This is a genomic window from Phaeobacter sp. CC-HEC084 (assembly GCF_059429255.1).
Window position 1 is genome coordinate 883,059 of the sequence record NZ_JCAIJQ010000002.1, and the last position, 21,513, is coordinate 904,571.

General features: G+C 60.9%; 20 protein-coding genes. 9 read left to right on the forward strand and 11 right to left on the reverse strand.

What is annotated here, in order from left to right; all coding sequences use genetic code 11:
* Positions 1 to 373: 373 nt before the first annotated feature.
* A complete protein-coding gene (locus tag AC5SSZ_RS04680; protein WP_495437274.1) occupies positions 374 to 3,277 on the forward strand; it encodes a hypothetical protein in 2,904 nt (967 codons plus the stop codon).
* Between the two features lie 355 nt (positions 3,278 to 3,632).
* On the forward strand, positions 3,633 to 3,833 hold the full coding sequence (locus AC5SSZ_RS04685) for a hypothetical protein (RefSeq protein ID WP_065273505.1): 201 nt from the start codon (positions 3,633 to 3,635) through the stop codon (positions 3,831 to 3,833).
* 683 nt (positions 3,834 to 4,516) lie between these two features.
* Here AC5SSZ_RS04685 and queF read toward each other — a convergent pair.
* The 7 genes from queF to AC5SSZ_RS04720 form a co-directional block, all read right to left on the reverse strand.
* Positions 4,517 to 4,981 (reverse strand): preQ(1) synthase, encoded by a 465-nt coding sequence (queF, locus tag AC5SSZ_RS04690; RefSeq protein ID WP_274835668.1) that lies wholly within the window; start codon positions 4,979 to 4,981, stop codon positions 4,517 to 4,519.
* Positions 4,982 to 4,997: 16 nt separating this feature from the next.
* Positions 4,998 to 5,705 carry a 7-carboxy-7-deazaguanine synthase QueE gene (gene queE / locus AC5SSZ_RS04695; protein ID WP_495437277.1) on the reverse strand — a complete coding sequence of 236 codons (708 nt, stop codon included), beginning with the start codon at positions 5,703 to 5,705 and terminating at the stop codon, positions 4,998 to 5,000.
* The gene (queD, locus tag AC5SSZ_RS04700; protein ID WP_274839510.1) at positions 5,702 to 6,055 is read right to left on the reverse strand and encodes a 6-carboxytetrahydropterin synthase QueD; all 354 of its coding nucleotides are present in this window, start codon (positions 6,053 to 6,055) and stop codon (positions 5,702 to 5,704) included. Before queD ends, queE begins: the two co-directional genes overlap by 4 nt.
* A complete protein-coding gene (gene queC / locus AC5SSZ_RS04705) occupies positions 6,055 to 6,756 on the reverse strand; it encodes a 7-cyano-7-deazaguanine synthase QueC (RefSeq protein WP_274828431.1) in 702 nt (233 codons plus the stop codon). The genes queD and queC overlap by 1 nt, the downstream gene beginning before the upstream one ends.
* 155 nt (positions 6,757 to 6,911) lie before the next feature.
* Positions 6,912 to 7,247 carry a hypothetical protein gene (locus AC5SSZ_RS04710; protein ID WP_495437280.1) on the reverse strand — a complete coding sequence of 112 codons (336 nt, stop codon included), beginning with the start codon at positions 7,245 to 7,247 and terminating at the stop codon, positions 6,912 to 6,914.
* 331 nt (positions 7,248 to 7,578) lie between these two features.
* Positions 7,579 to 8,385 carry a crotonase/enoyl-CoA hydratase family protein gene (locus AC5SSZ_RS04715; RefSeq protein ID WP_274867162.1) on the reverse strand — a complete coding sequence of 269 codons (807 nt, stop codon included), beginning with the start codon at positions 8,383 to 8,385 and terminating at the stop codon, positions 7,579 to 7,581.
* A 72-nt stretch (positions 8,386 to 8,457) separates the two neighbouring features.
* The gene (locus AC5SSZ_RS04720) at positions 8,458 to 10,227 is read right to left on the reverse strand and encodes an acyl-CoA dehydrogenase family protein (RefSeq protein ID WP_495437282.1); all 1,770 of its coding nucleotides are present in this window, start codon (positions 10,225 to 10,227) and stop codon (positions 8,458 to 8,460) included.
* Positions 10,228 to 10,332: 105 nt separating this feature from the next.
* On the opposite strand from AC5SSZ_RS04720, the gene AC5SSZ_RS04725 reads away from it, so the two are divergent.
* On the forward strand, positions 10,333 to 11,367 hold the full coding sequence (locus AC5SSZ_RS04725; RefSeq protein ID WP_495437284.1) for an AraC family transcriptional regulator: 1,035 nt from the start codon (positions 10,333 to 10,335) through the stop codon (positions 11,365 to 11,367).
* A gap of 15 nt (positions 11,368 to 11,382) precedes the next feature.
* Here the strand turns inward: AC5SSZ_RS04725 and AC5SSZ_RS04730 are convergent, their stop codons facing one another.
* Complete coding sequence (locus AC5SSZ_RS04730; RefSeq protein ID WP_495437287.1) at positions 11,383 to 12,978, reverse strand: methyltransferase regulatory domain-containing protein; 1,596 nt, start codon at positions 12,976 to 12,978, stop codon at positions 11,383 to 11,385.
* Between the two features lie 248 nt (positions 12,979 to 13,226).
* On the opposite strand from AC5SSZ_RS04730, the gene AC5SSZ_RS04735 reads away from it, so the two are divergent.
* The 4 genes from AC5SSZ_RS04735 (at position 13,227) to AC5SSZ_RS04750 (ending at position 16,822) form a co-directional block, all read left to right on the forward strand.
* Positions 13,227 to 13,685: an Rrf2 family transcriptional regulator gene (locus AC5SSZ_RS04735; protein WP_495437289.1), complete on the forward strand. Its 459-nt coding sequence runs from the start codon at positions 13,227 to 13,229 to the stop codon at positions 13,683 to 13,685.
* Positions 13,682 to 14,368, forward strand: coding sequence for a Crp/Fnr family transcriptional regulator (locus AC5SSZ_RS04740; RefSeq protein ID WP_495437291.1), 687 nt, complete (start codon positions 13,682 to 13,684; stop codon positions 14,366 to 14,368). The genes AC5SSZ_RS04735 and AC5SSZ_RS04740 overlap by 4 nt, the downstream gene beginning before the upstream one ends.
* Positions 14,369 to 14,565: 197 nt before the next feature.
* Entirely contained in the window at positions 14,566 to 16,239 is a 1,674-nt protein-coding gene (locus AC5SSZ_RS04745; protein ID WP_495437293.1) for a bifunctional protein tyrosine phosphatase family protein/NAD(P)/FAD-dependent oxidoreductase, read from the forward strand.
* 190 nt (positions 16,240 to 16,429) lie between these two features.
* Positions 16,430 to 16,822 (forward strand): rhodanese-like domain-containing protein, encoded by a 393-nt coding sequence (locus tag AC5SSZ_RS04750; protein ID WP_065270653.1) that lies wholly within the window; start codon positions 16,430 to 16,432, stop codon positions 16,820 to 16,822.
* Positions 16,823 to 16,879: 57 nt separating this feature from the next.
* Here the strand turns inward: AC5SSZ_RS04750 and AC5SSZ_RS04755 are convergent, their stop codons facing one another.
* Positions 16,880 to 17,638 carry an alpha/beta fold hydrolase gene (locus AC5SSZ_RS04755; RefSeq protein ID WP_495437296.1) on the reverse strand — a complete coding sequence of 253 codons (759 nt, stop codon included), beginning with the start codon at positions 17,636 to 17,638 and terminating at the stop codon, positions 16,880 to 16,882.
* 115 nt (positions 17,639 to 17,753) lie between these two features.
* Here AC5SSZ_RS04755 and AC5SSZ_RS04760 point away from each other — a divergent pair, with 115 nt between their 5' ends.
* Entirely contained in the window at positions 17,754 to 18,119 is a 366-nt protein-coding gene (locus AC5SSZ_RS04760; protein WP_065270651.1) for a hypothetical protein, read from the forward strand.
* Positions 18,120 to 18,124: 5 nt separating this feature from the next.
* On the opposite strand, the gene AC5SSZ_RS04765 is transcribed toward AC5SSZ_RS04760, so the two are convergent.
* Positions 18,125 to 19,027, reverse strand: coding sequence for a DUF817 domain-containing protein (locus AC5SSZ_RS04765; protein WP_495437298.1), 903 nt, complete (start codon positions 19,025 to 19,027; stop codon positions 18,125 to 18,127).
* Between the two features lie 179 nt (positions 19,028 to 19,206).
* Positions 19,207 to 20,502, reverse strand: a complete 1,296-nt coding sequence (glyA, locus tag AC5SSZ_RS04770) for a serine hydroxymethyltransferase (RefSeq protein WP_495437300.1) — start codon at positions 20,500 to 20,502, stop codon at positions 19,207 to 19,209.
* Positions 20,503 to 20,724: 222 nt separating this feature from the next.
* Between glyA and AC5SSZ_RS04775 the strand changes: the two genes are divergently transcribed.
* On the forward strand, positions 20,725 to 21,480 hold the full coding sequence (locus AC5SSZ_RS04775) for an NAD kinase (RefSeq protein WP_274828442.1): 756 nt from the start codon (positions 20,725 to 20,727) through the stop codon (positions 21,478 to 21,480).
* Positions 21,481 to 21,513: the final 33 nt, after the last annotated feature.

Below are 21,513 nucleotides of genomic sequence, written 5' to 3' on the forward strand. Positions count from 1 at the left end.
ATAGAGAATACTGTTGCATACGCTAGTTTTGCGCTTTGGCCCCATGACGAACGGCAGCTTTCCGTTGGCTCCTGAATTGCTCATGACCGCTTCGGGCTGAGAGCGGTCGGCAGTTCTTTAGGCTGTACAGCTCCAGTCATCTGGATTTGCTTGGTGCGGATAGTGTGCGATATGGGGCTGGCGCCAGAGTTGTCATGCGTTCCCGGTCCAGGGCGAGCCTGTGTGAGATGGAGGCGTAGGCAGGCGGAAAGCTTTTGAGGATGCTTGATGGTGCCTAAACCTTGATCTGAGATGCAAATTACCGCAACCATGCGTTACCGCGCGTGTTTTTGTGAGCGCCCATTCGAAACCAATAGAACAGGCAGATTGTGTTATGCGGCTTCGCCTTCTTGGAACAGACACCCATTTTTTCAACAGTGCCCTCCTCGGGCAGGTTCAGGAACAGGTTGCCGCTGGACCCATTGTCTTTGTGGATGAGCTTGGCCGTCGAGTCGAAGCGGATGCTTCTCCCATCGAATTTGGTACGGACAATGTGCCTTATGACGGTCTTGTCTCCGAGATGCGTTTTTACTCTAGCTCGGGTGAGCTTCAGGCGGTCATGGACGAATTGGAATGGAGCCTTGCCGATTTCTTGACCGCACGTTCTGAACTCAATGCTGGGCGCCCGGATGCCATGGCGGCCTTGTTCGAGATGCCATCCAATTTGGATGTGCAGTCCCGGAATGCTGTAGACTTCAACTTCACCGACCTTTTTGGCTCGATTGTGGATGAGTTGGAGAAGTCGATGCGATTTTCTGGCAGTGCTGCGAATGATCACGCAAGCGGTGGCAGTAAGAACGATCGCCTTTTTGGCGGAGGTGGGAACGACACCCTCCGCGGCATGAATGGCAAGGATAAGATATTTGGCGGAGCGGACGACGACTTCATATCGGGCGGAGGTAAACGGGACCGACTCGTCGGAAACGGAGGCGACGACATCCTGCTTGGCGGCGGCGGGAAAGACAAAATCAAAGGTGGCGGGGGCCACGACCGTCTGATCGGGGGTAAGGCTGACGACCGTTTGTTTGGCAATTTCGGTGGTGACGAACTGCGGGGCAATGCTGGGCGCGATCAGCTTGATGGTGGGGACGGGGCAGACACGCTGTTGGGCGGCGGTAGAGGCGATTACCTGATTGGTGGCGACGGAGATGACAGCATGGCTGGCATGGCTGGCAGTGATGCTCTTCTTGGTGGTCGTGGAGCGGACACTCTCTCAGGGGCAGGGGGGCGCGATACGATGGCTGGTGGGTCGGGAGATGACTACATTACCGGTCAAAGCGGTGGCGACTTCCTGTACGGTGACAGTGGTGATGACACCCTTTATGGCGGTAGCGGCGACGATGTCCTGCGAGGAGGAGCAGGTGCCGACTTGCTGACCGGAGACGGCGGGGACGATACGCTCGTGGGCTATAGTGGCGATGATGTGTATTGGGGGGGCGAAGGTGAAGATCATTTCCGGTTCAACACCGTCGGGGCCTCCTACACCGTCACGAATTCTTACTGGGGTTTTGTACAGTCGGCCGGTGCCTTTGGCGCAGACGGGGATGATACGGTCCGCGACTTCAGCGCAGAGGACACCCTGACAGTAGGCGGTCAGCGGTTTACTGCGGATAGCTTGCGAACCTATGCTGCATCAGACGGGAACCGGGACGGGGCCTCGATCTGGGTTGAAAGCGGGCAGGGCGTCGGGGCTACGGATACGGTTATTCACTATGACCGCCAGGGGTCAGTTAACCCCGACACCGGGGAGTCAAATCATACCTACCTGTCCAGCGTGACACTTTCGAGCTTTTCCACTAGCGCGTCGTCCGGCGGTGGCACTCCTGGCTCCGACCTTGCTGGTTTGTCCGGGAATTTCAGAGGCTTTGAACTCACTGGAATGACGCCATTGACGGATGAAGATCCTGGAGGTCGCTTTGGTGATTTCAACGGTGACGGACGTTCGGATCTGCTTGTCAGGGGAAGTAGCCAATCTGCCTACGAATATCATGTGCTGTACGGTGCTGCATCACAGGCGGATCTTGTCAACGTGGCAGAGGCTGCCTCGGGAAGTACCGGGTTCACGGTGACGCTTGATACCGGAAACTGGCTGGATCTTGCCAACTTCATCGGTGTGCTGGAAGACGTTGATGATGATGGGCGTGCTGACTTCGTCATGGGCGTTTCCAACTTTGAAGGTATAGGCGCGACCTTCGTCTACACCGGCTCCTCCAATGTGACACTTGCAGATGGAACAGAGCCGAATACCAGCCTGATCGAAGGCGCCGGGGAATTTCTTGGAACACTGGGGATTAATGGGGCCGCGCTAGGTGACATCAATGGTGACGGCAACAGCGATGCTCTGGTCATGGACAGCTCGCGCGTGATTGATGATACCGATTTCAATCACCTGATTGGCTACGTCATCACGGATACTTCCCTATCCAGCGTGCACCCTATCGAAGGTGGGGAAGGGGGCTTTGTAATCGACTCTGCAGATGGATTGGCGACGGGCGCCACTGTCAGCTCCGCCGGAGATACCAATGGGGACGGGCTGGATGACATGGTGATCGCCATGCGGCACGTCGCCGACAAGACGGAGAGCTTCTTTGTGGTGCAAGGCCGGAGCCAGGGTTCGCCAGTATTCCTTGAAGACGGGTTTTCCGACGATGGGTTCCAGATACGCTCGCATCTGCAATATGCCGATGACTTGGAATGGGCGGAAACTGGCGGTGCCCAACTGTCAGGTGGAGGCGACTTCAACAACGATGGTTTGGACGACATCCTGATTGGCCTGCCTTACGCAGATCGCGGCGATCGGGAAAACACAGGCGCAGCCTATGTTGTCTTTGGAAGTGCAAACCCTGCTGCCGTTGAACTGGATGACCTCGGCTCGCGCGGGGTCGAAATCATGGGGACACAGGAACTGTCTGCTATTGGCAGCTCCGTAACGTTCCTCGGAGATGTAAATGGCGACGGGCGCGACGACATTGCCATTACGGGCAGCGACGTGAACACTGGAGAGGCGCTTGGCGTTTACGTGATTTTCGGGACGGGTTCGACTGAGGCTATTCATCTGTCTGATATCGCCGCGGGGACCGGCGGTTTTGTCATTCGCCCGGCAGATGACACATCCACCAACTACGTGGACTCTACCGCTGCTGCAGCGGGTGACATGAACAACGACGGATATGATGACATTCTTGTTACCCTTTCAGATGTCCAGAACTACGTAATTTACGGCGATGATATGCTCTAAGTTGCGGTAGTTGGGCTTTGTTCCATGTTTGGGGCGGTGAACGCGCTTCGCCTTTCCCAGCTGGGATTGTCCTAGGGACACTGTGACAGCTATGCCCAGAGCGGCGTAGGAGCTGGGGACCCCAGGTTTCGGATTGTCGCGACTTGCCTGCACGTGCTGTGGCTGCCAAATCTGCCGCGGATAGGACAACGTTGGAGTGCAAGCCTGAATGCATGTCTTTCTGCTTACAGGCAGCGGAAGGGCGCTAAGGGGTTCTAAAAGGTCCAGAACGTGGAATATGAAGGGTGGTATTCGGGGGATCGCTTGGCGTTTTGTGCCGCTGGTGACTTCGGTAGACCACAAAAGGAGGCTTTTGATGAGTGAAGCGCGGATAGAGGTTTCGAGGTTGCCCGATGGCCAGGTCAGTGTTCGCAAGGGGTTCTGGAGCGACGTGTTCGCGGAGGAGCGCCGAGAGCCTTGGGCCGCATGGTATGAAAGCATGCACGCGCAGTATGGATATTCCGGCTATCTGGAAATGGCGCGTGCCTTGCGGGAGCTTGCTCCGGCGAACGCTTGATTTAGGTGAGTCGAACCTAGCAAACCAGGCGAAAACAGTTCCGCACTGCCTGACAGGAAAAACTGGAAACCTTTGAGGGTTTCCATAATCCGCCGAGCAATCAAGGCCCCTGGGATGTGATCCGAGAGGGGTAAATCGATCACAGGGGAAGGTGCGCCGAAATATCTAACGTAAGCGCCGGAAATGGCGGCCTAAGACCGGAGCCTCAGCAAGTTTCCGAGGCTGCGGACACAGCAATACCGCAAGCTAACTGCCGACTGGGCTAAGATGGTTTTCGTGGGACACCGGTCCTGTAAGTGGTTGTTTTCTATATCCGGGTTTCACTGCTGGCGTGGGACACTGCGGAACTGAATTCTTTCAGTAATTTTTGGTTTGTTTCCGTCTCTCATCACCCACCATTCCCCCTTCATTTGTATGGCAAAATCATCTCCGCGCGGCAGAAAAGTTTTCAGGCCAGTTCTCGCATGGCGATGCGTCTGCGCATAGCGTCGCCATCTCGGAAATCTGCTGCGGAGATCTGGTTAGGGTGAATTCTCACCGGCGGCTGGCCAACCGTTGGCCATAGCGACCCGTTGACGCAATGGCGGCCTTGCGCGATGTCTTTTCCCTAATCGTCGCGATTGGCTGGGGCGTCAGGCCTGACGCCCCCTAGGTGGATTGTTGTGTTGTTTGTCGCTAGGCGATCAACCCCGTCCGCGATAGGGCGGCACGCCTTGGTCCGGGATCCACACGCTCTCAGGCAGTGGGCCGGTTTGCCAGAAGACATCAATCGGAATGCCGCCACGCGGATACCAGTAGCCGCCGATGCGCAGCCATCTGGGATCAAGAAAATCCGCCAGTCGGCGTGCGATGGAAATTGTGCAATCCTCGTGAAAGGCACCGTGATTGCGGAAGGAGGTCAGAAACAGCTTCAGCGATTTTGATTCGACCAGCCAGTCGCCGGGCACATAGTCGATCACCAGATGGGCAAAATCCGGCTGTCCGGTCATCGGGCAGAGCGAAGTGAATTCCGGCGCGGTGAAACGCACGTTGTAGTCCACATCTGCCTGCGGGTTGGGCACCCGCTCCAGTTCCGCCTCTTCGGGGCTGGTGGGAATACGGGTTTCTCCGCCCAGCTGTTTGAGATTGCTGTAGATATCGTTTGTCATGGAAAACTCCAATCGGTCAGACGCCGCGCTTGTTGCCCCAGATCAGGACATGCAGTTGCGGCAGGATACGGGGGGCGAACCAGCCATCTGTCATGGTGCGTTCGGTCAGCCATTCCAGCCGGTCCGCAAGATCCTGGGGATCCACAGGGGATTCCGGGTCTACATCGGGATTGCCCGGTTGCAGGTAAAGCGGCAGGTCGGGGTGGCGCGCGTGGGCGTCCTTGGCCCAATCATAATCGGCCTCGTCAAAGATGACGATCTTCATCACCATCTGGCGGGCAGTCTGCCCGGCCTTCACGCAGGCGGCAAAGGCTGCCCAGTCGACGCTCTCACCGCTTGAGGGCGGTTTCGGGGACAGCACCAGCGTATCAAGGTCGCCGAACCAGGGCCGGGAAACCGATCCTTGCGTTTCGCAGGCGAACCGGTAGCCCGCCGCCCGGCCGCGCGCGATGAGTGGGGCGAAATCCTGGATCGCGGGGTTGCCGCCGCTGAGCGAGACGGTCAGGGCCTGCCCGCCTGACAGGCGCAGAACCTCGTCCCAGATCTCCGCGTCACTCATCGGTGTCCAGGTGTGGCGATAGGCACTGTCCACCGCGTGCAGGCTGTCGCACCAGCTGCAGCGATAGTCGCAGCCCCCTGCGCGTACGAATACGGTCGGCTCACCGATCAGGGCGCCTTCGCCCTGGATCGTGGGGCCGAAAATCTCGGCGATACGCAGGGTCATGGCCGGTATTCGGCCCAGGTCTTGGGCGTCTCACTCACCAGAACCGCGCTGGTTTCAGGCCAGCGGGCCGCGCACCAGTCATGGAAATGGCGCGCCATGTTTTCAGCCGTCGAGGCGACATCCAGCACATCGTTCAGGTGCCGGTGATCGAAGGTCTCGTCGATATAGGTCTTGAGCGGTTTGAGATCGTGATAATCGCGCACGAACCCATCCGCGTTCAGCGCCTTGGCAGCCAGTTCCACCACAACGATGTAATTGTGCCCATGCAGGCGCGCGCATTGGTGGTCGTCCGGCAGATGGGAAAGCTGATGCGAGGCGGAGAAATGAAACTCCTTGCGGATGCGGAACATCAGTGCCCCTCCTTTCCGGCAATGGCGGAGAGCCAGTAGTCCGGGTCGGCATAGGCTGTCGGATCCGCGACCCCGGCGAGGTGGAAGGCCTCGCGGCGCTCGACGCAGGTGCCGCAGCGCCCGCAATGCAGATCGCCGCCCTTGTAGCAGGACCAGGTCTCGGCAAAGGGGGTGCCGTGGCGGGCGCCATCGGCGACGATGTCGGCTTTGCTACGTTCTACAAAAGGCGTGTAGAGATCGACATCGGCATAGCCGTCTAGCGCGGCCCTCTGCATGGTCTCGAACGCCCGGGTGAACCCGGGACGGCAATCTGGATAGATGAAGTGATCGCCGCCATGTACGGCAGTGGCGACGGCCTCATCCCCGTTGGCGGCGGCAACGCCGAACCCGATGGCGAGCATGATGGCGTTGCGGTTTGGCACGACGGTGATGCGCATCGTTTCTTCTGCGTAATGACCGTCGGGGACGTCGATGTCGTCGGTGAGCGCCGATCCGGTCAGCGCGGCGCCGATGGGGCGCATGTCGATCAGGTGGTGGGGGACATTAAGGCGCTGCGCGGCAGCGGCGGCAAAGTCCAGTTCCTTGCGGTGGCGCTGGCCATAGTCAAAGGAAACAAGCCGGGTGAGCTGACGCTCAGCGGCGACGATATGCGCAAGCGACACGGAATCGAGTCCGCCTGAGCAGATGACAAGTGTTTTCATGTTGGGCCCTTGTTTTGGTATCCGGGTAGGCTGCGACCGGATTTCATGGCGCTGCCTATCAACGCGTCGCGGGGGAGGCAAGACACCTATTTGCGATCCGGCGTTCGCCGGTCACTGCCTTACGGCGCTGGCGCAACGCGCGCTGTGTCGCCTTATCAATCGCGCAGCTTGGTCAGGATCAATTTGAACGGAATGTCAGGGGCTTCGGGGCTGTGTCCGGTGCCAGCGATCCGGCCGCCTTCGATCTGCTTGCCCGTGATGCACAGGGTGCAACAGTCCGTTTTAAAAATCGGCTGCATGTGTCCCAGATGCGAATGGCGGCAGACCTCCAGGTCAAGGGTCACATCACCGCCGGAGCAGTCGCAACTGCCAACGTAGGACATGATCGAGTCGCCCCCGCGGGCGGTTCCACCCGCGATGGCCAGAACACCGAACCCGTGGTGTTCTGGTGTCATGAATTCGGCCCTGTAAAACCCTTCGATCGCGGTCATCTTGTCTTCTCCCAACCAGCAACGGCTTTGGACCCGGTGGCGAGGTGAAGTTCAAGGCATTTATGATGATCAATTTAGAGCAAATAGTCCCGGATGTCCTACAAAAACCGGGGGTTCCGTGGACGGATTGGGGCAAGTGGTGCCGAATTTTAACGTCGGAACAGACAGTTGGTCTGTCGTAGCGGGGGGATTTCAACTTGTGAGACACCAGCTGCTGTGATGTGCTCTCTGTCGAGCTGCGCGCATTCGTCGCTCGTCGGCACGTGCGCTCGGGGAGGCATGTAGTCCGGGCGGAGCCGCCCGGACCATTAGTTTCAAAGGGCGGCTGAGATCAGCTGTCGGGGCGCACGCGGGCGGCGCTTTTGTCGGCAAAGGCCGCCAGGCGCGCGCGCGCGTCTGGTTGGGTGTTCACCACGCCGGCCACCACGGCTTCGGCATAGGCTGCATCCAGCGCCGACATGTTCTGCATGTGGCTGACGGCCGAACAGATGGCAAAGTTCGACAGGGGCAGGTTTTCGGCAGCGCGGCGGGCCAGTTCCATCGCCTTGTCCAGACTGGAGCCTTCGACGATATATTGCGCAAGGCCCAGATCGCTGGCTTCCTGGCCTTTGTAGACCCGGCCGGTCAGCATCATGTCGATCATGCGGGATTTGCCGACCAGATCGGTGACCCGGATGGTGGCGCCGCCGCCGGTGAACAGGCCGCGCTGGCCTTCAGGCAGGGCGAAATAGGTGGTCTGGTCCATCACCCGGATATGGGCAGAGCTCGCCAGCTCCAGCCCGCCGCCGACAACCGCGCCCTGCAGGGCTGCGATGATCGGAACGCCGCCGTACTCCATCTTGTTGAAGGCTTCGTGCCAGCGCAGGCAGACGTGCATGAAATCGGCCGGACTGCGGTCTTCGTCGTGGTGTTCAATGAGGTCGAGGCCGGCGCAAAAGTGATCGCCAGCCCCGGCCAGCACCACTGCCTTGACCCCGGCACGCGGCGCCAGTGAGAAGAACTCAACCAGTTCTTCGATGGTGTCGATATCCAGCGCGTTGCGTTTGGTCGGCCGGTTGAGTGTCACCACCCAGACGCCATCCTCCTGCGCGTCAATGGCCAGGTTGGTGAAACGGGAGATGTCGATTTCGACGGTCATGGGGATGTCCTTTCGGAAAATGTGGGAAAAGGGCGGCGGCCGCTAGGGCCACCTGCCAGGGATTGGGGGAGGTCAGAGCACCGCGGCCAGCAGGCTGTCCGAGCCCTTGAGGATCCGGTCGGCTTGCGTCCCGACATCGTTCAGGATGTGATCAGCGTAAAAGCGCGCCGTGGCGATCTTGGCCTGCATGAAGGCCGGGTCCTCGCCGGCCTGCAATGCGGTTTCGGCAGCCATCAGGGAGCGCGCCAGCTGCCAGCCTGCCACCAGATTGCCCGCCAGCATCAAATAGGGCACTCCGGCGCCAAAGGCCGCCTTGGGGTCTTCCTTGCCGGTTGCGGCCATGTGGCGAACCACAGCCTCAAAGGCTTGCCGCGCATCGGACAACCGCGCGCCGACCGATTTCGCCTCGGCAGAGCCTTGCGCCAGATCCGTCTCGGTCTGCGCGATCATCCCGGCCAGCCGCAGCGCGGTTTCGCCGCCATCGCGCAGTGTTTTGCGGCCCACCAGATCATTGGCCTGGATCGCGGTGGTGCCTTCATAGATCGGCAGGATGCGCGCGTCGCGGTAATGCTGGGCCGCGCCGGTTTCCTCGATAAAGCCCATGCCGCCGTGCACCTGCACCCCGGTCGAAGCCACCACGACACCCATTTCGGTGCAGAAGCCCTTGACCAGCGGGGTGAGGAACTCCGAGATCGCGGTGGCGGCAGCGCGGTCATCGCCGCTGGCGGAATGTTTCGCCAGATCCTGCCAGCCGGCGGTAAAGGCCGCCATCGCTCGGCCGCCTTCGGTCACTGCGCGCATGCGCATCAGCATCCGGCGGACGTCGGGGTGGTTGATGATTGCCACCGCCTCGCGGCTGGAGCCATCGACCGGGCTTGATTGAATGCGTTCGCGGGCGAAACTGACGGCCTGCTGATAGGCGCGTTCGGCAATGGCAACCCCTTGCAGACCAACGGCATAGCGGGCGGAGTTCATCATCTCGAACATGTAGCGCAGCCCGGAGTTTTCGTCGCCGATCAAAAAGCCGGTGGCGCCTTCGAAGTTCAGGACTGCGGTCGGGCTGGCCGTGATGCCCAGCTTGTGTTCGATGCTGGCACAGTTCACGGCGTTGCGCGTGCCCGGGGTGCCGTCGGAATTGACCATATATTTCGGCACCAGAAACAGACTGATGCCTTTGACGCCTGCGGGGGCATCAGGCGTGCGGGCCAGCACCAGATGAATGGTGTTTTCGGCCATGTCATGCTCACCATAGGTGATGAAGATCTTGGTGCCGGTGATCGCATAGGTGCCGTCGTCCTGCCGTTCGGCGCGGCTGCGCAACAGGGCCAGATCGCTGCCGGCCTGCGGTTCGGTCAGGTTCATGGTGCCGGTCCATTTGCCGGACACCAGATTTTCAAGATAGATCGCTTTGGTTTCCTCTGACCCGGCTGTCAGCAGCGCCTCGACCGCGCCATCGGTCAGCAGGGGGCAAAGGGCAAAGCTCATGTTGGCGGCGTTCAGCATTTCCGTAGCGGCGGCGCCGACGGCGCGGGGGAGGCCCTGACCGCCGAAATCCTCCGGATGGGGCAGGCTTTGCCAGCCCATTTCGACGAACTTGCCATAGGCCTCGGTAAAGCCATCGGGCAGGATCACCCGGCCATTTTCAAGACGTGCGCCGGACTGGTCGCCGGGTGCGTTGAGCGGGGCAATCTCTTCGGCTGTGAACCGCGCAAGTTCGGTGAGGGCAGCCGCCGCATCCTCGAGTTCCAGCCCGTCATAGGCAGGCAGGCTGGTCACCTCTGACCATCCCGCAAGATGCTGGATATTGAAAATCATGTCTTTGACCGGGGCATCAAATGTCATGGGGCGGCCTTTCTTTAGCGGTTGCCATTCCCGCCAGATAGACATTGCTCTAAGTGTGGTCTATATCCTCTGTGGACGTGAAACTTGCTAAAAGTGACAAATACCATGTCGCCGCTCCCCCCGGAACATGCGCAGGGCGCACTGATCCTGCCGACGGTATCGCGGGCCTTTCTCGAAGATTGGCTGTCGACCTTGCGGGTGCATTGCGCGCCGGGCCAGCTTGCAGGATTCCTTGATCAGATCGGATTGGATGATGCGGCGCAGCCGTTGGGGCGTGTCACCCATGACCAGATCGTGCGGCTTTACCAGTTGGTGGCCAGTGAAACCGGCGATGAAATGATGGGGTTGTGGAGCCGCCCGGTCCGGTCCGGGGCGCTGAAACTGCTCTGTACCTCGGTGCTCGGGGCGTCGTCGCTTTCGGCGGCCTTGTTTCGCTTTAGCTCGTTCTGGAACTTGGTCCTGGATGATTGCCGCGTGCGGCTTGAGACCGGGGAGGACAGGCTGCAGATTGTTCTGGAGCCGCAGGGCGATGGCGGCCAGAACAGGTTCGGGCATATGCTATTGCTGAAGCTTGCCCATGGGATTGCCTCATGGGTGGCGGGGCGAGAATTGCCACTGCGGGAGGTCGGCTTTGCCTTCCAAAAGCCTGAGTTTGCGGAGGATTACCCTATCCTGTTTCCCGCGCCGGTCAGGTTTGGTGAGGTGAGTTCCTCGCTGACCTTCGACGGCACGCTGGACCGGCTGCCAGTGTCGCGCAGCGAGGCAGAGATGCAGGAGTTTCTGATCCGGGCGCCGCGGGACTGGATCTTTACCAACTTCCGGGAGCATGCGGTGATGTTGCGCGTGCGTGAGCTGCTGCTGCAGTCAGAGCGGCTGAGTTGCAATCTGGAAGATGCGGCGCGTGCGCTGAACCTGACGCCCCGCACGCTGATCCGGCGTCTTGATGCCGAAAACACTTCGTTTCAGGAGATCAAGGACGGTTTGCGGCGCGATATTGCCATCCGCGATCTGTCACTTGGGGCAAAGAGCATCGAGGCGGTGTCGCAGGACGTGGGCTTTGCCTCTGCCGCGAATTTCCACCGCGCTTTCAAACGCTGGACGGGTACGACCCCCGGCAGCTACCGGAGGTCGGATGTGTAGGAACCGCTGGCCCCGTCAGGCGACAGCCTGCGAGTGGGGCTGGGCCTCTGGGTTCGGCATTGGTGGCTCAAGCGTGAGGCCGAGGCTTTCGCAGAGCGGCAGGCGCTGGGCTGCAAATGTGTTGGCCCGTACCCGCAGAACCGCAAGGTTTTCCTCAGGCGTTTCCAGAATGCGACCATCGGCATGCAGGCGATAGCCCTGAGGCGCGAGGATCTGCCAGGCCAGCTCTGCCCATTCATTCGGCGTTTGCAGCCCTTCGCTGCGGGCCAGCAGGAACAGCTGTTCGAACCGGTCCATTTCGATGCCGCCGCCAGTCACGGGTGAAGCCAGAAAGCGCAGGGTTTCGCTGTCTTCAGCGCGTTTGCACACGGCGGTATTGAAGGCGCGGCAATGTGCGGCGCGCTCTTCCAGACCTTCCTTCGGCAAGCAGGGGGTGATGTGGCCTGCGCCGATCAGAACGGTCAGGATACGGGTGATGGCCTCCCATGTGTTTTGCCCGAAGGCGCCCTGATCCAGCAGATCGCGGACCGTTAGCGGGCCGTCCTGCAGCGCCGTCAGCACCGGCGCGTATTGCTCTGGTTGCAGCGGCAGGTCTCCCTGACGCCCCTTGAAGGTCAGTCGCCCACCGCCATAGCGGCGCGACAGCGCCAGCGTGGTTTCAAACCAGGCGCCGATGGCGCCGCGTGCCGTGTGGGGCAGTTCCCCACGGATAAACAGGTCGGTGCGGAATTGCTCGTTCAGCAAAAGATCCCGCAGGCCCTGACGGCGCACCGGATCGGTTTCCGCGTTCAGAAGGGCCAGCTGCTCGGCGGAAAATGACACGTCGTCCAGATGATCCATCGGATCGGTCGAGGCCATGAAGGACAGTTTGGCCTGGGACATGTCGCTGGCCACATCGGCGAAATGGAACGGGGTCCAGTCCCTGTTGAGATACTCATGCGCCAGATAGTTGGGCGACATGTTCTTGATCTTTTCAATCCATGCAGACAGCGACGGGTTCGAGGAAATATACCCCGCTCCGGCCTGATCCAGTTGTTCCAGGTGCTGGATCGCATCGCTGATCCGCTCGGCTAGGGGACCACTGCCTTGCGCCGTGCGGTCCACCAGGATGCGGCGCAGGGGCACGGCCGCCGCCCAGCCGGGTTGCGTGTTGTAGCTGATGTAGACCATTCCGCCGGATTTCAGCCGCTTCGACAGGAAGTCGAGGATATGCTGCTGGTTTTCCTTGGACACCCAGCTGTAGACCCCGTGCAGGGCGATGACATCAAAGGTCTCGGGCAGGCCTGGGGCATTGGCGAAGTCTTCGAAGGATTGTTCGTGGAAATGCATGTTGTCCAGCTGTGCCTCTTCGGCCAGCGCCCGGGCGCCAACCATATGGGCCGGATTGAAATCCATCGCGTGGAATTCGATATGCGGGTTGGCCGCTGCCAGCAGATTTGCCGAAACCCCCTGACCGCAGCCCAGTTCGCAATATGTCAGCTTGGATCGGTTCAGCCCGTGTTTCTTCCCCTGAGAGACGGCGCAGAAGGCGAGGTGGGACGGCGCCAGTTCGCGAAAAAAGTCATGTGTGTAATCAAGATCGGCCACATAGCCGGAAGTCCAGTCGTTCATATTGCGCCTTGTTGGTCCGAGGTTTGTTCGAATGCAGCGTGACGTGCTGGCTCACAAATTTCATAAAACTTGTAATAATAGAGTTAATGCCACTCAGCATTTTCCGGCCTCGCTATTCAGGCCGGATGCGCCGGTTTGGCCGCGTGGTGATAATGGGAGAACACGTGCGCCGCGGCCGCACTTTCGCTGCCGTGACTGCGGTTCTATACTGGCCCTGCTGCGTACTCTGCGGCGCCGGGGAGACAACCATGAAGCTGACCAGATATACCAATTATGCCTTGCGTTCCCTGCAGTTGGCAGCGCTGAAGGCGCCCGCATTGGTGCGGGTCGAGGACATGGTGCAGATCCATGGGCTGTCGCGCCCCCACGTAGTCAAAATCGTGCATGAGCTGGGCAAGGCGGGCTACCTGCAGACCCAGCGCGGGCGCGGCGGCGGTTTTCGTCTGGGGCGGCCTGCTCACGAAATCGTGGTCGCGGATGTGGTGCGCCTGACCGAGGGGCCGATGGAAGTGGTGGAGTGTTTCAACCCCGACATGAATACCTGCCCGCTGATGGGGGTTTGCAAACTCTCCCGAAAGATTCAGGAGGCTACCCGGGCCTTCATGGCGGTGCTGGAAGAAGTGACCATCGCAGATATCGCTTCGAACAGGGGCGACCTATTGGCCCGGATCGCGCCACTGGACCCCCGACCTGAGAGCGCAACGTGACCGCGGAGAGCGAAAGCCGGGATTGGGTCGATCTGTTCCCCGGCCTGTCGCAGCTGGAAACCCCGGCCAGACAGGTGCTGCTACAGCGCAGCACCCTGATCGATGTGCCTGCGGGGACTGTTCTGTTCGGGCCGGGCAAAACGGCCGAGCATATGCTGTTCCTGCTGGAAGGCACCGTCCGGGTTCAGCATTTGTCGGACAGTGGCCGTGAGATCGTCCTCTACCGTGTGGGTGGCGGCGAAAGCTGCGTTCTCACCACCGCCTGCCTGATGGGCTATGCGGAATATTCCGCCGAAGGTATCGCGGAAACCGAGGTGCGGGCCGCCGCTGTGCCACGTCTGGTTTTTGACGATCTGGTGGCGCAGTCACCCTCGTTCCGGAATTTTGTCTTCACCGCCTTTTCGCGGCGGATTACCGATTTGTTTCTGGTGATCAATGAAATCGCATTCCAGCGGATGGACGTGCGGCTAGCGCAGCGGCTGCTGGAGATTTCCAAAGGCGATGACCGGATCGAGACCACGCACCAGCGGCTCGCCGTCGAACTGGGCACCGCCCGCGAGGTGGTGTCGCGGCAATTGCAGGAATTCCAGCGCCGCGGATGGATTCGGCAGGCGCGGGGAAGCGTCCATATTCAGGATCGCGAGGCTCTGCTGAGCCTGGCGGAAGACGCCGCAAAGGCGTGATGCACCGGGGTGATGTCCGGCATCTGCGGCTTTGGTGACTAAGTCACCGACGGGTGTAGCGCCAAAACTTATAAAATGAATGTAGTTTTGTGAGAGGGGGCTGCAGTGTTTGCCGATGTCAGGTCCGGTGATCTGACTTTCGGGAGCTGCACGGGCTGGTTTTGCTGGTCGCGCGCCACCAGACGTGAGGAGACACCATGGACTTCAAGACATTGACGAGCGGCCTGTCGGTCAGCCCGCAGATCACCATCGCGGACCTGCCCGCGATCCGCGATGCGGGGTATCGGGCGATCATCTGCAACCGGCCGGACGGGGAGGGGGCGGATCAGCCCACCTTTGACGAAATTCAGGCTGCGGCTGAAAAGCTGGGGCTTGAGGCGCGCTACCTGCCGATCGTGTCGGGCAAGGTCAGCGACGCGGATGCCGCCGGGTTCGGTGTAGCACTGACGGAGCTGCCGGGGCCGGTGCTGGCCTATTGCCGCTCGGGCACCCGATCGGCAACCTTGTGGTCGCTGTCGCAGGCGGACCGGCTCAGCGTTGCGGATATCCTCGCCACGACCAATGCGGCTGGCTATGACATGGGTGGGGTTGTGCGCCGGATTGCCAATGGCGGCAAAACGCCCACAGACCGGGCCGATGCGCGGTTCGACGTGGTCATCGTCGGCGGCGGCGCGGCCGGGATCTCGGTGGCCTCCAGCCTGAAATCCCGCAAGCCGGATCTTGATATCGCGATCATCGATCCGGCGGATATCCATTATTATCAACCGGGCTGGACCATGGTCGGTGGCGGCATCTTTGACGCGCAAGACACGGTGCGGACCATGGGATCGCTGATCCCCAAGGACGTGCATTGGATCAAGGCGGCGGTCGCGGCCTTTGAGCCCAAGGACGATGCCGTCGTTCTGGATGGCTGCCGGGTGGTGAAATACGACCGGCTGGTCGTCTGTCCGGGGCTGAAACTGGATTGGCACAAGGTCGAAGGACTGGTTGAAACGCTGGGCAAAAACGGCGTCACCTCAAACTACCGCTACGATCTGGCGCCCTACACCTGGGAGCTGGTGCGGGGGCTGAAAAAGGGGCGGGCGATCTTCACCCAGCCGCCGATGCCGATCAAATGCGCCGGGGCGCCGCAAAAGGCAATGTACCTGTCGGGCGATGCCTGGCTGCGAAACGGGGTGCTGAAGGATATCGACATTCATTTCAACAACGCCGGTGGCGTGTTGTTCGGGGTCAAGGACTACGTACCCGCGCTCGAAGGCTATGTGAAGAAATACGGCGCTCATCTGAACTTCTTCCACAATCTGGTGGCGGTCGATGGCGAGGCACGCAAAGCTTGGTTTGATGTGGCCAAGCCGGACACCCCAGTCGAACGGGTCGAGATGGAGTTCGACATGATGCATGTCTGCCCGCCGCAGACGGCGCCGGATTTCATCCGGGTGTCGCCGCTGGCCGATGCCGCAGGCTGGGTCGATGTGGATCAGTCCACGCTGCGCCACACGAGCTATGACAATATCTGGTCGCTGGGCGATGTGATGAACGCGCCAAATGCCAAAACCGCTGCCGCGGCACGTATTCAGGCGCCCATCGTGGCGGAAAACCTGGCGGCGGATATCGAAGGCAAGGCGCCGGTCGCGCAATACAACGGCTATGGCTCCTGTCCGCTGACCGTGGAGCGTGGCAAGATCGTCTTGGCCGAGTTCGGCTATGGCGGCGCCATGCTGCCGAGTTTCCCGAAGTTCCTGCTGGACGGCACCAAGCCTTCGCGCACAGCCTGGCTGCTGAAGGAGAAGATCCTGCCGCCGATCTACTGGAAGGCCATGCTGAAGGGGCGCGAATGGATGGCGAAACCGGAAAAGATCAGCGCGCGCTGAGGAAACCGGCCCATGGCAACCTTGTTCCGGTTGGCGTGGGCACACTTTCGGCAGGGAGGCGATCACGGCTGGTTGAGGCGCGGCCTTTGCGGGGTTGCCGCCCGGATGGCTTCGCGCGTAGCGTGCTGCGAGAGGAGCCGCCGATGATGGATGGGCGGCTGAACCTGCTGATCAAGAAAAGGAAACTGTCATGCCCCTGACTCTGCAACAGATGATGCAAGACGCCAACGCCGCCGTGGAGCGCCTGCCGGTGGAAGAGGCGCAGAAACTGCTGGAGCAAGGCGCCTTGCTGCTGGATATCCGTGATGCGCCGGAACTGTCGGCCAATGGCCGGGTGCGGGGTTCGCACCATATCCCCCGCGGCATGCTGGAATTCCGCGCCGATCCGGCCAGCCCGTTCCACGACGACACCCTGAAGATGGATCGTCCGATCTTGCTGCATTGTGCCAGCGGTGGCCGGGCGGCCCTTGCGGGCAAGCTGCTCAAGGATATGGGCTATGAAACCGTTTACAACACCGGCGGCCTGTCCGATTGGGCAGCAGCGGGTGCCTCGATCGAAGAGCCGGTCGACAAGGGCATGTAATCGCGATCATCCGGGCCGTTCCAGGATCAGGGTGGCCCGGATCATGACACAGCCTGTTCAGGCGTTGAAAAAGGCCCGCGCCGTCTGTTCAAAGGCGCGCGGGTTTTCTGCATGCAGCCAGTGCCCGGCATCGGGGATCTTGGCGAACCGTGCGTTGGGGAACTTGGCACGGATCTGCGGCCTGTGCTCCGGCAGAACATAGTCCGAATTGGCGCCGGACAGAAACAGCGCAAGCCCGTCCCAGCTGGCCTCAACCTGCGGAAAGGACATGATGCCGGGCATATGATTGGCCAGCGCATCAAGGTTCAGTAGCCAGCGTTTTCCCTGAATATCAAGCGATTGCGTGAAGAAGCTCTGCAAAGCTGGTTCCACACCCAGTTTAGCTAGCTGTGCATGGGCATCCGAGCGACGCGTCACCTGTTCCAGATCCACCTGCCGCATGGCTTCGATGAACTGGATCTGACTGTGGGTGTAGCTGACCGGGGCAATGTCGGCGACCAGCAGGCGCCGCACCGCCTGCGGGTGCAGCAGCGCCAGCATCATCGAGGCCTTGCCGCCCATGGAGTGGCCGATCACATCCATCTGTCCGCCGTGGGCTGCGATCACCTCGGCCAGATCCTCGGCCATATCGGGATAGCTGTGGCTGTCGCTCCAGGGGCTACTGCCATGGTTGCGCATATCCACTGCGATCACCTGGCGCTCATCGGACAGGCGTTTGGCAATGACGCCCCAGTTGCGGGCCGAGCCATAAAGCCCGTGGGCGATCAGAAGAGGCGGGCGGTCAGTCGGGGCACCGTGCAGGATCGTGTTCAGCATGGGGGCAGGTGATAAACGCGATGGCGCAGCGGCGCCAGCCCCATTGAGCCAGCTATGTGAACGCGGTAGGTTGCGCCTTGGCAGGCAGGACGCCGCCGGACCGGAGCCCAGAACGATGTCACAGACCGTCCTTGAGGAAATCGAAGAAATCCGCAGCCTGCTGGCCGAGCGTACGCAGGCCTCGGGTGATCTGCCTTTGGCCCTACGCAAGGCGCGCCGCCAGTTGCCGCGGCGGATCTACCGACAGGGGATGAGACTGGCCGAAGCCCTGCCGCTGCTGGAGCATCCGAAGCTGAGCCTGACGCTGGATCAGGCGGCGCTGCATGGAGCCAGCCGCGAGGTTACGGCTCATCTGCGCAGCATCAATCTGGCGGAGCGGCGCAAGGACCGGCTGTTGCAGATGCTGGGCAGCATGGCGTTTTCCTTGCTGGCCGTCGTGGCGCTGCTGATCCTCGTGTTGCGCTGGCGCGGGTTCGTCTAGCGCAGCTAGGGCGCCTTTGCTGCGCCGGTGGGGCCTTTGACACGGGGACGCGAGGCGTGCAGCGCCTTATCGCTCAGCGCCTCGCGGAAAACCAGGGTTACCGTGGCAAAGCTTACGTACAGCAACAGGTACCAGGACCCCATCTTGGCAAGGCTCACCCAATCTGTCGGGGCCTGCCCATGATAAAGCCAGGTCCGCGTGCCCGTGCCGATGTTCTCAGCCAGCCACAGGAAAAAGCTGGATAGAAAAGCCGCAAGCGGCAGCGGCATCCAATAGCGGTTATGACCGATGGTGAACCAGATACGGGTGCGCAGGAAAATGACCACCGTTGCCGCAAAAAGCACGACGCGCATATCAGGCAGGAAGTGATGGGCGAAGAAATTGCCATAGATCGCCACCGCAAGCAGAAGGGGCATCCAGTAGTGCGGATAGGGGGCAAAGCGCATATCGAACAGCCGGATAACCCGCGCCATATAGGAGCCCACCGAGGCATACATGAAGCCGGAAAAAACCGGTACCTGATATATCTTGAACAGACCGTCGCCCGGATAGCTCCAACTGCCCATATGGACCTTGAAGATCTCCATTGCGGTGCCGGTCAGGTGAAACAGCAGGATCACGCGAACTTCGCGCCAGCTTTCCATCCCAGTCCACAAAAGCAACGCCTGCAAGGCCAGCGCGTACATCAGCAGCGCGTCATAGCGCGCGAGCACCCAGTTCGGCTGCCAGATGTGATTGCTGAAGAGAATGCCGAACAGGAGAAAGGCTCCGAATATGGCGGCCCAGGCCTGCTTGAGGCCGAACATAACAAATTCTGCCACGGCAAAGGGCAGGCGGGCCCGCATGGCATCGCCAAGTCGGCGTTCAAGGCGGCGGGTGCGGTTGGGACCGGCGGGAAAATTCGCCATGTTACAAGATCTCAAACAAAATAAATGGTTACCAAACTGTGCAGGGCGGAGACGGTCCTGTCAGGCGCCGTACTCCTCCTTGGGAATATCCATTGCCCGATAAACTGACATTCGGCAAGAAAAATGCCCGGGCGATGTCATCGCGCCGGGCACTGGAAGCATAAAGAACCGTTCTGGGATCAGAGGTTCGGGTAGAGCGGGAAGCGGGCGCAGAGGGCCGCGACCTTGCCGCGTACGGCCTCTTCCACGGCCTCGTTGCCGTCTTCACCGTTGGCGGCCAGACCATCGATCACCTCGACGATCAGGTCGGCGATGTGACGGAACTCTTCCTCGCCAAAGCCGCGAGTGGTGCCCGCCGGGGTGCCAAGGCGGATGCCCGAAGTCACTGTCGGCTTTTCCGGGTCAAACGGGATGCCGTTCTTGTTGGTGGTGATATGCGCACGGCCGAGGGCCTTGTCCACGATATTGCCGGTCACGCCTTTGGGGCGCAGGTCCACCAGCATCACATGGGTGTCGGTGCCGCCGGTGACGATGTCCAGGCCGCCCTTGATCAGCTGATCGGCAAGGGCCACGGCATTGGCACGCACCTGCTTCTGGTAGCTTTTGAACTCGGGACGCAGCGCCTCTCCGAACGCCACGGCCTTGGCCGCGATCACGTGCATCAGCGGGCCGCCCTGGATACCGGGGAAGATGGCCGAGTTCACCTTCTTGGCGATATCTTCGTCGTTGGTCAGGATCATGCCGCCACGCGGGCCGCGCAGGGTCTTGTGGGTGGTGGTGGTCACCACATGCGCATGCGGGAAGGGCGAGGGATGCTCACCCGCTGCCACCAGACCGGCGAAATGCGCCATGTCCACGTGCAGGTAGGCGCCGACCTTATCGGCAATGGCACGGAAACGGGCGAAATCGATGACGCGCGGGATGGCGGAACCACCGGCGATGATCAGCTTGGGCTGGTGCTCCAGCGCCAGGGCCTCCACCTGGTCGTAGTCGATCAGGTTGTCATCGCGGCGCACACCGTAATGGACGGCGTTGAACCACTTGCCCGACTGGTTGGGGGCGGCGCCATGGGTCAGGTGTCCGCCCGAGGCGAGATCCATACCAAGGATGGTGTCGCCGGGTTTGATCAGCGCCTGGAAGACGCCCTGGTTGGCCTGGCTGCCCGAGTTTGGTTGGACATTGGCAAAGTCGCAGCCGAACAGTTCCTTGGCGCGTTCGATCGCCAGGTTTTCCGCCACGTCGACATACTGGCAGCCACCGTAGTAGCGGCGCCCCGGGTAGCCTTCGGCGTATTTGTTGGTCAGCACGGATCCCTGTGCTTCCATCACTGCGGCAGAAACGATGTTCTCCGATGCGATCAGCTCGATCTCGTCGCGCTGGCGGCCCAGCTCGTCAGTGATCGAAGAATACAGTTCGGGATCGCGATCGGCGAGGGACTGGGTGAAAAAACCGGGGTCACGGGTGGTCTCGGTCATGCTGGCTCCGTCGGGTTGGAGGTGGGATTGCGCGATTTCCTATCGGAAACATGGCCGATCTAAAAGCCCGTAAAGCGACTATTACCTGCGGCAGAACGGCCACTCTGGTCTTTGTGGGGCAGCTGTGCTTGTTTCGGAACCGAATGCGCACCACCGGAAACAGTTTTCCGCGCCCTGCGCCCCCAGTCGTGACCTCAGGGTGGCCCCAATGAGAATAGCTTCATGAGAATCGCCTTTCTGGCCAGCTCCGCCAAGGTGGCGCAAACCGCGCTCAAGGCTTTGGTCGACCGCTATGGAAATGTCCCGCCGCAGGAGGCGGAAGTGATCGTGGCTTTGGGCGGAGACGGCTTCATGCTGCGCACCATGCACGAAACCGTCGATCTGCCCGCGCCGGTCTATGGCATGAACCGGGGCACCGTCGGCTTCCTGATGAACGAATATCACGAAGAGGCGCTGATCGAGCGGCTGCGGGAAGCGGAACAGGAAATCATCAACCCGCTATCGATGACGGCAATGGACCGGGATGGAAAGATTCACCACGCGCTTGCGATCAACGAGGTGTCGCTGCTCCGCGCCGGGCCACAGGCGGCGCGGCTGAAGATTTCGGTGGATGGGCGACAGCGGCTGGCCGAGCTGGTTTGCGACGGGGCGCTGGTGTCCACGCCCGCCGGCTCTACCGCCTATAACTACTCTGCCCACGGCCCCATCCTGCCCATCGGCGCCGACGTCCTGGCCCTGACGGCGGTGGCCGCCTTTCGCCCGCGGCGTTGGCGCGGAGCGCTGCTGCCCAGTACCGCCAATGTGCGTTTTGACGTGCTGGAGGCCGACAAACGCCCGGTGATGGCCGAAGCGGATTCAATCTCATTCGAGAATATCGACTGGGTGGAGATCCGGACGGATACAAGCATCCGGCACAAAATCCTATTTGATCCCGGCCACGGGCTGGAAGAGCGGCTGATCTCGGAGCAGTTCACCTGATCCGGAAGACTGAGATGTGAAAAGGGGCGCTGC